Origin of the sequence: Amycolatopsis sp. NBC_00438, assembly GCF_036026695.1 — a bacterium.
Taxonomy (GTDB): Bacteria; Actinomycetota; Actinomycetes; order Mycobacteriales; family Pseudonocardiaceae; genus Amycolatopsis.
This window is the reverse complement of record NZ_CP107923.1, coordinates 5,780,235-5,794,269: the sequence shown is the minus strand read 5'-3', so window position 1 is coordinate 5,794,269 and position 14,035 is coordinate 5,780,235. Positions and strand designations below refer to the sequence as shown.

Annotated in this window: 13 protein-coding genes; 9 read left to right on the top strand and 4 right to left on the bottom strand. The window is 72.0% G+C overall.

The genetic code is table 11. The features are described 5' to 3' along the window. Positions 1-10 precede the first annotated feature (10 nt). Genes qcrC through qcrB form a run of 3 tightly spaced genes read left to right on the top strand, consistent with a single transcriptional unit; the run spans position 11 to position 3,680 of the window. A complete protein-coding gene (qcrC, locus tag OG494_RS25620) occupies positions 11-829 on the top strand; it encodes a cytochrome bc1 complex diheme cytochrome c subunit (RefSeq protein ID WP_328443059.1) in 819 nt (272 codons plus the stop codon). Then, on the top strand, positions 826-1,980 hold the full coding sequence (qcrA, locus tag OG494_RS25615; protein WP_328443058.1) for a cytochrome bc1 complex Rieske iron-sulfur subunit: 1,155 nt from the start codon (positions 826-828) through the stop codon (positions 1,978-1,980). The genes qcrC and qcrA overlap by 4 nt, the downstream gene beginning before the upstream one ends. Beyond that, positions 1,977-3,680: a cytochrome bc1 complex cytochrome b subunit gene (qcrB, locus tag OG494_RS25610; protein WP_328443057.1), complete on the top strand. Its 1,704-nt coding sequence runs from the start codon at positions 1,977-1,979 to the stop codon at positions 3,678-3,680. Before qcrA ends, qcrB begins: the two co-directional genes overlap by 4 nt. 45 nt (positions 3,681-3,725) lie before the next feature. On the opposite strand, the gene OG494_RS25605 is transcribed toward qcrB, so the two are convergent. The 3 genes from OG494_RS25605 to OG494_RS25595 all read right to left on the bottom strand — a co-directional run bounded on the left by OG494_RS25605 (position 3,726) and on the right by OG494_RS25595 (position 6,878). Continuing rightward, positions 3,726-3,908: a YdeI/OmpD-associated family protein gene (locus OG494_RS25605; RefSeq protein WP_328443056.1), complete on the bottom strand. Its 183-nt coding sequence runs from the start codon at positions 3,906-3,908 to the stop codon at positions 3,726-3,728. Further along, the gene (locus OG494_RS25600) at positions 3,905-4,186 is read right to left on the bottom strand and encodes an Lrp/AsnC family transcriptional regulator (RefSeq protein WP_328443055.1); all 282 of its coding nucleotides are present in this window, start codon (positions 4,184-4,186) and stop codon (positions 3,905-3,907) included. Before OG494_RS25600 ends, OG494_RS25605 begins: the two co-directional genes overlap by 4 nt. Positions 4,187-5,174: 988 nt before the next feature. Then, positions 5,175-6,878, bottom strand: a complete 1,704-nt coding sequence (locus OG494_RS25595; protein ID WP_328443054.1) for a DEDD exonuclease domain-containing protein — start codon at positions 6,876-6,878, stop codon at positions 5,175-5,177. 109 nt (positions 6,879-6,987) lie between these two features. On the opposite strand from OG494_RS25595, the gene OG494_RS25590 reads away from it, so the two are divergent. From OG494_RS25590 to OG494_RS25575, 4 genes are all read left to right on the top strand, one after another. Further along, complete coding sequence (locus OG494_RS25590) at positions 6,988-8,376, top strand: NYN domain-containing protein (RefSeq protein ID WP_328443053.1); 1,389 nt, start codon at positions 6,988-6,990, stop codon at positions 8,374-8,376. A 281-nt stretch (positions 8,377-8,657) separates the two neighbouring features. Continuing rightward, the gene (locus OG494_RS25585) at positions 8,658-8,915 is read left to right on the top strand and encodes a hypothetical protein (RefSeq protein ID WP_328443052.1); all 258 of its coding nucleotides are present in this window, start codon (positions 8,658-8,660) and stop codon (positions 8,913-8,915) included. A gap of 419 nt (positions 8,916-9,334) precedes the next feature. Beyond that, on the top strand, positions 9,335-10,387 hold the full coding sequence (locus OG494_RS25580) for a C40 family peptidase (protein WP_328443051.1): 1,053 nt from the start codon (positions 9,335-9,337) through the stop codon (positions 10,385-10,387). 142 nt (positions 10,388-10,529) lie between these two features. Beyond that, a complete protein-coding gene (locus OG494_RS25575) occupies positions 10,530-11,687 on the top strand; it encodes a glycosyltransferase family 4 protein (RefSeq protein WP_328443050.1) in 1,158 nt (385 codons plus the stop codon). Between the two features lie 4 nt (positions 11,688-11,691). Here the strand turns inward: OG494_RS25575 and OG494_RS25570 are convergent, their stop codons facing one another. Beyond that, positions 11,692-12,315, bottom strand: a complete 624-nt coding sequence (locus OG494_RS25570; protein WP_328443049.1) for a uridine kinase — start codon at positions 12,313-12,315, stop codon at positions 11,692-11,694. A 64-nt stretch (positions 12,316-12,379) separates the two neighbouring features. Here OG494_RS25570 and OG494_RS25565 point away from each other — a divergent pair, with 64 nt between their 5' ends. Continuing rightward, positions 12,380-12,805, top strand: a complete 426-nt coding sequence (locus OG494_RS25565) for an SRPBCC family protein (protein WP_442874274.1) — start codon at positions 12,380-12,382, stop codon at positions 12,803-12,805. A 21-nt stretch (positions 12,806-12,826) separates the two neighbouring features. Further along, a complete protein-coding gene (locus tag OG494_RS25560) occupies positions 12,827-14,029 on the top strand; it encodes a cytochrome P450 family protein (RefSeq protein ID WP_328443047.1) in 1,203 nt (400 codons plus the stop codon). Positions 14,030-14,035 lie beyond the last annotated feature (6 nt).

The window sequence follows — 14,035 nt, the reverse complement described above, 5'->3', positions numbered from 1 at the left end:
TTGCCGCAAGATGACCACCAGCACCAAATCCTCGGAGCGCGGCTACCGCGCGCGGTCGAAGCTGCGGAGGCGGTTCGCCGGCCTGCTCGCGCTCGGTATCGCGCTGGTGGGCGCCGGCGCCCTGTACGCCGTGTTCGCCCCCGAGCCGCAGACCGCGCAGGCCCAGGGCACGCCGGCGCAGCTGCGCCTCGGCGAGCAGGTCTACAACAACACCTGCATCGCGTGCCACGGCGCGAACCTCGAAGGCGTGCAGGACCGCGGCCCGAGCCTCATCGGCATCGGTGACGCCGCGGTGTACTTCCAGACTTCTTCGGGCCGCATGCCCGCCGCGCGCCAGGAGGCGCAGGTCGAGCGCAAGCCGCCGAAGCTGAGCGAGGCCGAGATCGACGCGGTCGGCGCCTTCATCCAGGCGCACGGCGGCGGCGCCCAGCGTCCCGCGGAGAAGGGCGAGGCCCTGCGCGGCAGCGACCCGGCCCGCGGTGGCGAGCTGTTCCGCCTCAACTGCGCCTCGTGCCACAACTTCACCGGCCGCGGTGGCGCGCTGTCGGCGGGCAAGTACGCGCCGAACCTGGACCCGGCCAGCGAAGAGCAGATCTACACCGCCATGCTCACCGGCCCCCAGAACATGCCGAAGTTCTCCGACCGGCAGCTGTCGCCGGAGGAGAAGAAGGACATCGTCGCCTACGTGAAGTCGGTGTCCGACGGCAACAATGACCCGGGTGGTAACGGCCTCGGCGGGGTCGGCCCCGCCTCCGAGGGCGTCATCGCCTTCATCGTCGGGATCGCCGCGCTGATCGGCGTGACGTTGTGGATTGGATCGAAGGCATGAGTGCCGAGGGGCCTAAGCCGCCGTCGGAGGCGGAGCTGGCTGAGATGGACCGTGACCAGCTGCTGAAGCTGGGCGGTCAGCTCGACGGCGTCGAGATCGCCGAATACCCGACCCCGTGGCCCGTGGAGGGCACCCGGGCGGAGAAGCGCGCCGAACGCCTGGTGGCGTTCTGGTTCGCGCTGTCCGCCGTGGCCGGGCTGGGCTTCGTCGTCTCGCTGATCTGGTGGCCGTGGCAGTACGAGGCGCCGGACAACGAGAGCGGCCACTTCTGGTACAGCCTGTACACCCCGATGCTGGGGCTCACGCTCGGCCTGGCTATCCTCGGCCTGGGCATCGGAGTGATCCTGTACACGAAGAAGTTCGTGCCCGCCGAGGTCTCGGTGCAGGAGCGCCACGACGGTGACGGCGCGGGCTCGGCCGAGGTCGACCGCGCCACGATCCTCGCGCACCTGGCCGACGCCGGGAGCCGCAGCACCATCGCCCGCCGGTCGCTGATCAAGCGCTCGGCGATCGCCGGGGCCGGCACGCTGGGCCTCGCGGCCGCCGCGTTGCCGCTCGCGTCGTTCATCAAGAACCCGTGGAAGGACACCGAGGGCCGCGACTCCCTCTGGCACACCGGCTGGCAGCCGAACTTCCCCGGCGAGAAGGTCTACCTGCGCCGCAACACCGGCAAGCCGCTGGAAGAGGGCCAGGAAGCGAGCCTGGTCAAGGCCGAGGACCTCGACGCCGGCGCGATGGAGACGGTGTTCCCGTACCGCGACTCCGAGAAGGACAAGCCGGAGCTGCTGGCCGCCGCGCTGACCCGGGTCGACAACCCGGTCATGCTGATCCGCCTGCGCCCGACCGACGCCGCCAAGGTGGTCAAGCGGTCCGGCCAGGAGGACTTCAACTTCGGCGACCTGTACGCGTACACGAAGATCTGCAGCCACGTCGGTTGCCCGACCTCCCTGTACGAGCAGCGGACCAACCGCATCCTGTGCCCGTGCCACCAGTCGCAGTTCGACGCCCTCCACTACGCCAAGCCGATTTTCGGTCCGGCGACCCGTCCGCTGGCCCAACTACCGATCACGGTGGACGAAGAGGGATACTTGATCGCGCGAGGCGACTTCATCGAGGCCATCGGTCCGGCCTTTTGGGAGCGTAAGTCATGAGTTCACTCACCACGCCGACCAAGGGGTCGAGCGCGATCGAGCGGGCGGTGGGCGACGCCGCGGACAACGCCGATCAGCGCTACCGCCTGGCCAAGGGCCTGCGGCACCAGATGAACAAGGTGTTCCCGACCCACTGGTCGTTCCTGCTCGGCGAGATCGCGCTCTACAGCTTCATCATCCTGCTGCTGACCGGGGTGTACCTGACGCTGTTCTTCGACCCCTCCATGCAGGAGGTCGTCTACCACGGCAGTTTCAAGAACATGCAGGGCCTGGAGATGTCGCAGGCGTTCCGCACGACGCTGGACATCTCCTTCGACGTCCGCGGTGGGCTGTTCATGCGGCAGCTGCACCACTGGGCGGCGCTGATCTTCGTCGCGTCGATGGCGGTGCACATGCTGCGGGTGTTCTTCACCGGCGCGTTCCGCAAGCCGCGTGAGGCCAACTGGGTGATCGGTGGTCTGCTGCTGGTCCTGGGTTGTTTCGAGGGGTTCTTCGGGTATTCGCTGCCGGACGACCTGCTCTCCGGTACCGGGATCCGGGCGACGTTGTCGGGGATCGTGCTGTCGGTGCCGGTGATCGGTACGTGGATCCACTGGGCGTTGTTCGGTGGGGAGTTCCCCGGCGATCAGATCATCCCGCGGTTGTACACGCTGCACATCCTGCTGCTGCCGGGCATCATGCTCGCCCTGGTCGGGGCGCACCTGGCGCTGGTCTGGTACCAGAAGCACACGCAGTTCCCGGGTGTGCGCCGCAAGGAGACCAACGTCGTCGGCGTGCGGATCATGCCGTACTTCGCCCTCAAGGGCGGCGCGTTCTTCACGCTGGTCATCGGCGTGCTGGCGCTCATGTCGGGCCTGTTCCAGATCAACCCGGTGTGGAACTTCGGCCCGTACAACCCGGCGCAGGTCTCGGCGGGGTCCCAGCCCGACTGGTACATGGCCTGGGCCGACGGCATGCTCCGGATCTGGCCGGCGTGGGAGGTCTACCTCGGGAACTACACGATCCCGGCGGTGTTCTTCCCCGGCGCGGTCGGCATGCCGATCCTGATCGGCCTGTTCATCAGCTACCCGTTCATCGAGCGGAAGCTGTCCAAGGACACCGCGTACCACAACCTGCTGCAGCGGCCCCGGGACGTCCCGGTCCGCACGGCGCTGGGCGCGATGGCGCTGGGCTTCTTCATGGTGATCGAGCTGTCGGGCTTCAACGACATCATCGCCGACCAGTTCGACATCTCCCTGAACGCGACGACGTGGGCCGGGCGCATCGGCGTCCTGCTCGTGCCGCCGGTCGCCTACTACCTCACCTACCGGCTCTGCCTGGGCCTGCAGCGGGCCGACCGCGAGGTGCTGGAGCACGGTGTCGAGACGGGCATCATCAAGCGGCTGCCGCACGGTGAGTTCATCGAGATCCACCAGCCGCTCGGCGGCGTAGACAGCCACGGCCACGCGATCCCGCTCGAGTACCAGGGCGCGTCCGTACCGAAGAAGATGAACAAGCTGGGTTCGGCGGGCCACGCCGTGCCGGGCACGTTCTGGTCGCCGGACCCGGCCGAGGAGACCACCGCGCTGCAGCGGGCGCACGGCAACGGGCACTCCAACGGCAACGGGCATTCGAATGGCAATGGCCACGCGAACGGCAACGGCCACACCCGCGCGGAGATCGAGAGCGCCGAGACGGCGTCCAAGCACTCCGAGCACTGAGCGGTACTGACGCTGAAGGCCACCTTCCGATCCGGAAGGTGGCCTTCAGCGTTCTCGCAGTCTCGTGACGGTCTTCCCGGCCCGGGAGACCCGGGTCTCCGGCTTCTTGGCCTCGGCGACCCATTTTGTGTATTCCCGCTGGTGGGAGGGCGGCAGCGCCTCGTAGAGCGCCGCCGCGTCCGGGGCCGCCGCGAGCGCGGCGGCCAGCTCCTCCGGGAGGTCGCTCACTCCTCGGCGCCGATCGAGAAGGCCGATTCGGTGTCGGCGCGGGAGTAGGAGCGGAACGCGATGTGCGTGACGGTGTTCAGGACGCCCGCCACCTTCCCGATCCGCCCGGGGATCAGCTCGGCCAGCTCCTCGTGCGCGGAGACCTGCACGGTGGCGATGAGGTCGACGTCCCCGGCGCACGAGTAGACCTCCCCGACCCCGTCGAGGTCGGCGATCGCCTGCGCGGCGTCCGGGATCGCGTCCGCCTCTACCTGGATCAACACGATCGCGGTGATCACCTGGGTCCTCCAAGACTCGTCTGCGGGTATCGCCCGCGATCCTAGTGAGCCCGACGCGGAGTGGCCGGTCTGACTCGGCGCGGAACAGCGGGCGGGCGCCTGCCGATGGGCGGCGCGGACGGCGAGGGTCGGCTCGGGAGGGCGGTGGCCCGGGGCTGGGCTAGCTGGACCGGCTTGGTCCGTACCGCTTGGGAGGGTGGTGGCCCGGGTGGCGCCGGTGGCGAGATCGGGGTGGGAGGTCGGCGGCCGCTGGTGGGTTGGGGTCGCTGGACCCGCTCGGTCGGTGCCCTTGGGAGGGCGGTTGCCCGGGTGGCGCCGGTGGCGAGATCGGGGTGGGAGGTCGGCGACCGCTGGTGGGTTGGGGTCGCTGGACCCGCTCGGTCAGTGCGCTCGGGATGGCGGTGGCCGGGTGGTGCCGGTGGCGAGATCGGGGTGAGTGGCCGCGATCGCTGGTGGACTGGGTCGCTGTGCTGTTGGTCGGTACCCCTCGGGAGGGCGCCGGCTCGGGGCTGGGCTAGCTGGACCCGCTCGGTCCGTACCGCTTGGGAGGGCAGGGGCCCGGGCGGCGCCGGTGGCGAGATCGGGTGGGAGGTCGGCGACCGCTGGTGGGCTGGGGGCGCCGCACTGTTTGGTCCCTACCCTCTTGGGAGGGCGGTAGCGAGGGTCGGCTTGGCGGGGCGGCTGTCCTCGGGATCGCTGGACCCGCTCGGTCGGTGCCCCTTGGGGGGCCGTACCCGCCGCAGCCCGCTCGGTCGGTAGCCCCTCACTTGCGGCGGCCGCTCGATCGATAGCCCTTCGCCTTTCGCGCGGGTGAACAACGCGGCGGGCCAGGCCACCGCGCCGGTGGCCGCCTCGGCCAAAAGCGGGCGGCGGACAATTCGCCGAGCTGCGCGCCGGTGTCCGAGCAGCCACGACGCTGGGAGCCGGCCGCAGCTCATCTCCGGCCGGGCGAGTGCGCTCGCCGGCCGGAGGCGTGGGCCGCGGTGCCTCAGCCGACGTGTTCCAGGGAATGCGCTTCCGTCACCAGGTCCAGCCACCCTCGCCAGCCGGCCACCGTCGCCGGCTCGGCCCAGGGGCGGGTCGTCCGGACCAGCCGGACTCCCGGGCGGGCCAGCCACCTCAGCAGCACGCCCACCTCCTCCGGGGGCGCGCCGTGCAGGGGGCCCGGGTCCGGCAGCACCGTCTCCGCCGAGGCCACCAACGCCTCCACCACCGGCATCGGCGGCACCCCTCGGCGGGCGACGCCCGCCGAGGCCAGCCGGCCGTAGCGGATCACCGACAGCTCCCAGCCGCCCGCGCCGTCCGGGCCCGCCGCGATCAGTTCGCCGATCGAGGCCAGCGCGGCCTGGCGGTGGGCTCGGCCCAGGACGCGGATCAGACCGGCCAGCTCGTCGCGGTGGCGGGCCGCCTGCTCGTAGTGCTGGGCGTCCGCCAGCCGCTCCAGCTGGGCCGCCGCGGCTCGCAGCGGGGCGCCGTCGAGGCCCGCGATCAGCCCCGAGACCGACTCGACCGCCGGGCCGTACGCCTCGACGCTCTGGCGGCCGGCGCACGGCGCTCCGCAGCGGCCCAGCTCGGCCAGGACGCACGGGGTGCCGCTCGGGGCCTTCGGCGAGATCCGCTGGGTGCACGTGCGCAGCCCCGAGGCGCCGGCCAGGGTGTCCGCCGTCGTGCGGGCGTCGGCCTGGTTGCGGAACGGGCCCAGCACCCCCGGGCGCGGCAGCCGCACCACCGACAGTCGCGGGAACGCCTCGTCGGTCAGGCCGACCCACCAGCCCTGGTGCCGGTTCTTCGACCGCCGGTTGTACGCCGGCCGGTGCGCGCCGATCAGCCGCAGCTCCCGCACCTCGGCCTCCAGGGAGTGCGCGCAGACGACGTGGTCGACGCGCTCGGCCAGCGCGACCATCTCCCGGATCCGGCTGCGCCCCTCCGAGCCGGTGAAGTACGTCCGCACCCGCCGCCGCAGGTCCTTCGCCGTGCCGACGTACAGGACCTCCTCCTTCGGCCCCCGGAACAGGTAGACGCCCGGCGCGGCCGGCAGGTCCGCCGCCAGGTGCCGCTTCGCGCGCTGGGCCACCGTGACCTCGGGCAGGTACCCCATCAGCTCTTCGAGCGAGTGGACGCCCAGGTTGCCGACGCGCTCCAGCAGGCCGTGCAGCACGTCGACGGTGGCGCGCGCGTCGTCGAGAGCGCGGTGCGTCGGCCGCGTGCGCGCCCCGAACAGCAGCGCCAGCGCCGTGAGGTTGTAGCGGCCCACCTCGTCACGCGGGACGACCCGCCGGGCCAGCCGGACGGTGCACACCACGGTCGCCTTCGGCCAGACGTACCCGTGCCCTTCGCAGGCCGCGCGCATGTGCGACGTGTCGAAGCCCGAGTTGTGCGCCACCAGCACCGACCCGCCGATGAACTCCAGGAACGCCGGCAGCACCTCCTCGATCGGCGGCGCGTCGTAGACCATCGCGTGGGTGATGCCCGTCAGCGAGACGATCTGCGGCGGGATCGGCGTCCCCGGGTTCACGAGGGTCGCGAACTCGCCCAGCACCTCGCCCGCGCGCACCTTCACCGCGCCGATCTCGGTGATCCCGTTCGGGCCGGGTGCCGCCCCGGTCGTCTCGAGGTCGAACACGACGAAAGTGGTGTCCCGCAACGGGGTTCCGAGCTCGTCGAACGCGAGCTGTGCCTGGACCGGACGCATGGCCGCAGACCCTAGATGCCACCCCCGACAATTTTCGGCGACCGGCCGGTCACCGGGGGTTCGCATGGCGTGCGACGCGGGATCCGGGGGTGGGGCCTACCCTGGAGCGATGCACCCGCAGCCGCTCGTGCCGGAGCCGCCCGGGGACCACACCGGTCCCGCGGGTGTCGCGCCGCGCCCCGAGCCGGCCGACGACGCGGGGGAGCGGCCCGAACCCGCCACCTGGCCCGCCCTGCCAGAGCCGGTCCGCGACCGGATCGCCGAGCTCGCCGCGGCCGCCGTGGCCAAGCTGCCGAACACCGACGTGCCCCGGCAGCTGCGGCCCGTGGCCAAGTTCGCGCCGGCCAAGCGCGCGAAGCTCGGCGGCGCCGCCCTGCTGACCGCGCTGGGCGAGTCGTCCCAGTTCCGCACCGCCGTCATCGAATGGCTGCGCGAGCACCGGACCGACGCCCTCGACCCCAACGCCGTCGACTCGGTCGCCGGGGCGGCCGCCGCCGTCCTGCTCGGCGAGTCCGGGGCCGCGGGCCGGGTCCGGCTGGTCGCGAAGAACGCCGAGGAGAACGTCCTGCGCGCGGAGCGGGACGCGGCCCTGGCCCGTACCCAGCGGCTCGAAACCGAGCTCGTGCAGGTCCGGGCCGAGCTCGCCGACGCGAAGCTGGCCGCCGAGAGCGTCCGCGGCGAGCGCGAAGGCGAGGTCGAGAAGCTCCTGAAGAGGCTTCGCGAGCAAGGCGTGCAGCTGCGGCAGGCCAAGGACGCGGCCGAATCGGCCTCCGTGGACGCCGAACGCGATTCCTCGGCGCGGGCCAAGGAGGTCGCCGCCCTCACCGCCCAGCTCGCGCGGGAACGCCAGCGCGTCGCGAACGAACGCGCCCGCGCCGAACGAGCCGTCGCCGACGCCGACATCGCCCGGCAGTCGGCCCGCGAAGCCCGCGAAGCCGATGAAGTGCGGCTGGCCCTGCTCGTCGACACGATCGACGGCGCGGTCAACGGCCTGCGCCGCGAGCTGGCCCTCGGCGCCCGCGGGGCCCGGCCGGCGGACATGGTCCGCGGCGCGAGCTCCGGCCTGGGCCAGGGCGGCAAGATCGCCGACGTGTCCACGTTGGACCGCTACCTCGCGCTGCCCAACGTGCACCTGATCGTCGACGGCTACAACGTCACCAAGACCGGCTATCCCGAGCTCGCCCTGGCCGACCAGCGCGACCGGCTGATCCACCAGCTCTCCGCGCTGGCCGCGCGGACCTCCGCCGAGGTCACGGTGGTCTTCGACGGCGCCGGCGTGCTGTCGGTCCCTGCCTCGGTGCCCCGCGGGGTCCGGGTGCTGTTCTCCGACCGCGGCGTGCTGGCCGACGACGTCATCCGCAACATCGTCGCGGCCGAGCCCGCGGGCCGGCCGATGGTGGTCGCGACGTCGGATCGCGCGGTCGCGGACTCGGTGCGCGGCGGCGGGGCGCACCCGACGCCGTCCGCGGTGCTCGTGAGCCGGCTCAGCCGGGTCTGACGCTTTCCGCGCCTCGGCAGGCCGACACCGGTCGCGCGCGGGGCCGGGCATTCAATCGCTTGAGGCAGTGGTGGCGAGATGGCGCCGGCGCGCGGTCGCGCGGGTCGTGCGCCGGAAGCCCTCCGCGGTGCTGGGAAGCCGTCTCAGCCGAGTTCGAGCCGACGGCGTCGTAGGGACCCGATCGGGTGAATCGGAGCCGCTGTGGCGGATCTGAGCCCCGGAAACTGTCGGTGGTGCCGCCTAACGTGCGGGGCAGCAGTTCCCGACGTGAGGAGGACCACATGACCGGCACCCCGGAGTTGTCCGAAGTGGACGTCTCGCACCTTTCCGTTTCCGACATCGAAGGCGTCGTGGTCGATTGCGACCGCTGCGTCGTGCGCGGCATCTCCTGCCACGATTGTGTGGTGACCGTTCTGCTCGGCGCGCCACCCGCCGTGGTGTGGGACGCCGACGAGCGCCGCGCCGTGGACGCGCTGGCCGAGGCGGGGATGGTGCCGCGGCTCCGAATGGTCGAGGAACCGGCTTTGCGCACCGCCTGACTCAGCCGTTTCGTGTCGGCGCGCCGAGTGGTCGATCGGATCAGGTGAACGGTCGGTAGTCGAAACGGCGGTGGGAATATCCCCAGCGTGTAACGCCCATCACATGTTTTCTCCCGTGCTGGTCCGATGGTGTTTAGCGGCGCTACGCAGAGTTTTTGCCCCGGGGGTGGTGGACGTGGTGGCGGTCTTTTCGTAACCTGTCCGAGATCTCGTGGCCCATGACCGTCGATGAGGCGGCGACGCGAGATCGCCGCCGGACGCAGCTTTGTCGGGAAGCTGGGAACCGGAACCACCATCGCGGGTTTTCCCTTATGGGGGAGAGCGCGTGCGGTGGCGGGACAACGGCGAAGAGGAACCCCCGACCTCTTCGTGCGCCGGTCCCCCTCGGCGGCCGAGACGCAAAGGAGACCCGCGCGACCGTGCAGTCGCATCCAGTCAGGCGCGTGGTGTCAGGTGCCCTCGCCGCGGCTTCGGTGATCACCCTCGTCACCTTGGCCCAGCCGACGGCCACCGCCGCCCCCATCCCCGTTCTCCAAGCCCCGCCCACCGGTTCGGACGCGCTCGCCCAGTACCGCGATCTCGCGGCACAGGCCGAGAAGCTGAACGAAGACCTGCTCAAGGCCCAGGACGACCTGAAGGCCAAGCAGGGTGAGCTCGACAAGGCCACCACCGACGTCAACGCGGCGAAGGACCAGGCCGCCGCGGCGAGCACGAACGAGAAGAAGTACCAGACCGAGGTCGACAAGTTCGCCGGCGCGTCGTTCACCAGCGGTGTCCAGCTGAACAAGCTGTCCGCGCTGCTGGCCGGCACGTCCACGCAGGACTTCCTGGACCGCTCGTCGGCCCTCGAGGTCATCGCGACCGACAAGAACGCCGCCATGGGCAACCTCAGCGGCGCCGTCCAGCAGGCCACCGACGCCACGAACAAGGCCACCGACGCCGCGAAGCGGGCGACGGACGCCCGTGACGCCGCGGCGAAGCTGACCTCGGACATCCAGGCCAAGCAGAAGACGCTGAACGACCAGATCGACCAGCTCAAGGCGGCCAACAAGAGCCTGAGCGCGCTCGACAAGGCGGCCCAGCGCGACACGGGCTCCGCGCCTCCGGGTCTCAAGGCCCCGACCGCGGACGCCCAGGCCGCACTGGACGCCGCGCTGAGCAAGCTGGGCAGCGCCTACGTCTGGGGTGCCACCGGGCCGAGCACGTTCGACTGCTCGGGCCTGATGCTCTGGGCCTACAAGCAGGCCGGCATCACCCTGCCCCGGTCCAGCCGGGAGCAGTCCACCTTCGGCGCCGCGGTGCCGCGGGACCAGCTCCAGCCGGGCGACCTCGTGTTCTACTACTCGCCCGTTTCGCACGTCGGCATGTACGTCGGCAACGGCAAGATGGTGCACGCGCCCGACACCGGTGACGTCGTGAAGATCTCGCCGCTGCAGAGCCAGTACGCGGGAGCGCGACGCCCGACGTCGTGACCCGGAGCAGTTCGTGAAGGGGCGGTACCGCACACGCGGTGCCGCCCCTTCGCTGTCCTGTCATCCGAGGCTCCGCCTCGGGCCGGGGGCTTCGCCACCCGGGCCCCCGAACGAAGAGGTGGAGGCCGCTAGCCTCAGGGGCGTGCTCAAGACCCTGCTCGTGACCAACGACTTCCCGCCGCGGCCCGGGGGGATCCAGAACTACCTGAACTCCCTCGCGACCCGGCTGCCGGCGGACGACCTGGTCGTCTACGCGCCGTCGTGGGAGTCGAGCACGGGGTCGCACCAGGAGTTCGACGCCGAGGCGCCGTTCGAGGTCGTCCGGCACCCGACGTCGCTGATGCTGCCGACGCCGGACGTGCTGCGCCGGGCGAAGGAGATCATGCGGGCGCGGGACTGCGAAGCCGTCTGGTTCGGCGCCGCCGCGCCGCTGGCGCTGCTGGGACACTCGCTGCGCCAGGCCGGGGCGCGCCGCGTCGTGGCGTCCACGCACGGCCACGAAGTCGGCTGGTCCATGCTCCCGGGCTCGCGACAGGCGTTGCGGCGCATCGGCGACACCGTGGACGTCGTCACCTACGTCAGCCGCTACACCCGCGGCCGGTTCGCCGCCGCGTTCGGCGCGATGGCCGGGCTGGAGCTGCTGCCGTCCGGTGTGGACACCGAGCTGTTCCGGCCGGATCCCGCCGCGCGCGCGGAGATCCGGGCCCGCCACGGCCTCGGCGACCGGCCGACCGTCGTGTGCGTGTCGCGGCTGGTCCCGCGCAAGGGCCAGGACCAGCTGATCCGCGCGATGCCGAAGCTGAAGGAACGCGTGCCCGGCGCGGCGCTGCTGATCGTCGGCGGCGGTCCGTACCGCAAGCGGCTGACCGAGCTGGTCCGCGAGTGCGGCGTCGAGCGCGACGTCGTCATCACCGGATCGGTGCCGTGGGCCGAGCTGCCCGCGCACTACACGGCCGGGGACGTCTTCGCGATGCCGGCCCGCACCCGCGGCCGGGGCCTCGACGTCGAGGGCCTCGGCATCGTCTACCTGGAAGCATCGGCGACCGGCCTGCCGGTGGTCGCGGGCAACTCCGGCGGCGCGCCCGAGGCCGTGCTGGACGAGGTGACCGGGCACGTCGTCGACGGCCGGGACGTCGACCAGCTGGGGGAGACCGTCGCCAGCCTGCTCGCGGACCCGGTGCGGGCCCGCCGGATGGGCGAGGCGGGGCGCGCGTGGGTGACCGGGAACTGGCGCTGGGACGTCATGGCGGGCCGGCTGTCGGGCCTGCTGGACGGCGACCCGGTGGCCGCCGTCCGCTGACCCGTCAGGGCGTGTAGAGCGCCGGGTGCCGCGGGTCGTCGACACGGACCACGACGTCGGCCAGCGCGCTCGGGTCCGCTTCCTCCTCGTAGCGTTCGTAGGCCGGGACCGCCCAGGCGTCCGGCACGCGGCGGCGCAGCGCGGCGGGGGAGAGCCACAGGTGCACGGCCAGGTCGAAGGCCAGGCCCGCGCCGAGCAGCAGCTCGCCGTCGAGGATCACGACGCCGCCTTCGGGCACCGGCACGCGGGCGGCGCGGGTCGCGCGGTCGCGGCCGGCGTCCCACAGCGACGGCAGGATCTCGCCGGAACCGCCGCCGGCCAGGGGATCGAGCACTTCGCGGCGCAGCGCACCGACGTCGAGCCAGTCGGTGTAGCGGGCGTCGGGGTTCGTGCGGCCGTGTTCGAAGCGCAGCGACGCGGGGCGCAGGAAGTCGCGCGCGGACACGCGCAGGGCCGCGCGGCCGCGCAGGCGCAGCGGCTCGACCAGGGCGTCCGCGAGTTCTGTGGTTTCCGTCGCACCGTCCGCGCCGTCGACGGCGACCGCGATCCGGGGGCGCTCCGTGAGCGCGCCGATGCGCTCGGTCAGCTCTTCGGCCAGAACGGCGGGGGAAATCGGGCGGTAGCGCACGGGTACAGATCCTCCACCCGGACCGGGGACGGTTTTCGTCGTCCCCCGATGGGATGATGCGGGCATGACTTCTTCACTGGGTTCTTCAACGGGGAAGACCGCCGATGTCGGTTGGAACATAGGGGTTTCCCGCACCTTGCCGTACCCGGAGGCGGAGGTCTGGGACTTCCTGGTCAGCCGGGACGGCGTCGCGATCTGGCTGGGTCCCGGGGTCGACCTGCCGCGGGAGCCGGGCGCGGAGTACGAGACCGAAAACGGCACCGTCGGGGAGATCCGCAGCTTCGTGGCGGGCGACCGCGTCCGGCTCACCTGGCGGCCGCAGGACTGGGACCACGACTCCACCGTCCAGGTGCGGCTGAGCGGCTCGGGGGCCAAGACCACGCTGCGGTTCCACCAGGAATGGCTTTCGGGCGCGGAAGAGCGCGAAGAACAACGGGCATACTGGCAGGACGTCACCGATCGGGTGGTGGCGGCGCTCGCCGAACGCTGACGATTTTCCTGGGGGACGGGTATGACGACGGTCGAGGTAGCCGAAGATTTCGCGCAGGACGCGCACTTGTTCGCGGAACTGTTGCGCGCGGGCGGGCCCACGCGCCTGGTCCGGATGCCGCGGGGCCTGACCTGCTACATCGTCACGGACTTCACGCAGGCCCGCGCGCTGCTGGCCGATTCCCGGCTGCAGAAGGACAACGTGCGCGCGCACGCGCTGTTCGAGGCCAAGCTGCCCGACGAAGTGGCCGCGCAGGGTGGCTTCGGCGAGTCGCTGGGCCACCACATGCTCAACATGGACCCGCCGGACCACTCGCGGCTGCGCAAGCTCGTCAACAAGGCGTTCACGGGCCGGACCGTGGCGCGGCTGCGGCCGCGGATCGAGGAGATCACCGCCGAGCTGCTCGACGCGCTGGCCGGGCGGGAGCGGGCCGACCTGCTGCCCTCCTTCGCCGCGCCGCTGCCGATCACGGTGATCTGCGAGCTGCTCGGCGTCGCGCCGGAGCACCGCACGGAGTTCGCCGACTGGTCCAAGACGCTGCTGAGCGCGTCGGAGCCGGCGGCCGGGCAGGCCGCGGCGCAGAACATGTTCGGCTACCTCACCGGCCTGATCGCGCAGAAGCGCGCCGAGCCGGCCGAGGACCTGCTCTCGGACCTGGTCCACGCGAGCGACGACGGCGACTCGCTGTCCGAGCCCGAACTGGTGTCGATGGCGTTCCTGCTGCTGGTCGCCGGGCACGAGACCACCGTCAACCTGATCGCCAACAGCGTGCTGGCGCTGCTGCGCGAGCCGGCGCAGCTCGCCCTGCTGCGCGAAGACCCGTCGCTGCTGCCGAATGCCGTCGAGGAGTTCCTCCGCTTCGACGGCCCGATCCACCTGGCCACCCTGCGGTTCACCACGGCGCCGGTCGAGGCGGGCGGCGTGACGATCCCGGAGGGCGAGTTCGTGCTGATCTCGCTGCTGGGCGCGAACCGGGACGAGGCGCGCTACGCCGAGGCGGGCAAGCTCGACGTCACGCGCGCCGCGGGCGGGCACCTGGCCTTCGGCCACGGCATCCACTACTGCGTCGGGGCCCCGCTGGCCCGGCTGGAGGCCGAAATCGCGCTCGGCGGCCTGCTGGCGCGGTTCCCGGACCTCGAGCTGGACGCGAAGCCGGACGAGCTCGCCTACCGGCCCAGTTCCCTGATCCACGGCCTGGAGTCCCTTCCGGTCCGGCTGCGCTGATTTAAT

Bases quoted from the DNA above. Each gene is read 5' to 3' on its own strand.
- qcrC (WP_328443059.1), top strand. From the start codon at position 11: ATGACCACCAGCACCAAATCCTCGGAGCGCGGCTACCGCGCGCGGTCG.
- qcrA (WP_328443058.1), top strand. From the start codon at position 826: ATGAGTGCCGAGGGGCCTAAGCCGCCGTCGGAGGCGGAGCTGGCTGAG.
- qcrB (WP_328443057.1), top strand. From the start codon at position 1,977: ATGAGTTCACTCACCACGCCGACCAAGGGGTCGAGCGCGATCGAGCGG.
- OG494_RS25595 (WP_328443054.1), bottom strand. From the start codon at position 6,878: ATGCGTCCGGTCCAGGCACAGCTCGCGTTCGACGAGCTCGGAACCCCG.
- OG494_RS25590 (WP_328443053.1), top strand. From the start codon at position 6,988: ATGCACCCGCAGCCGCTCGTGCCGGAGCCGCCCGGGGACCACACCGGT.
- OG494_RS25585 (WP_328443052.1), top strand. From the start codon at position 8,658: ATGACCGGCACCCCGGAGTTGTCCGAAGTGGACGTCTCGCACCTTTCC.
- OG494_RS25565 (WP_442874274.1), top strand. From the start codon at position 12,380: ATGACTTCTTCACTGGGTTCTTCAACGGGGAAGACCGCCGATGTCGGT.
- OG494_RS25560 (WP_328443047.1), top strand. From the start codon at position 12,827: ATGACGACGGTCGAGGTAGCCGAAGATTTCGCGCAGGACGCGCACTTG.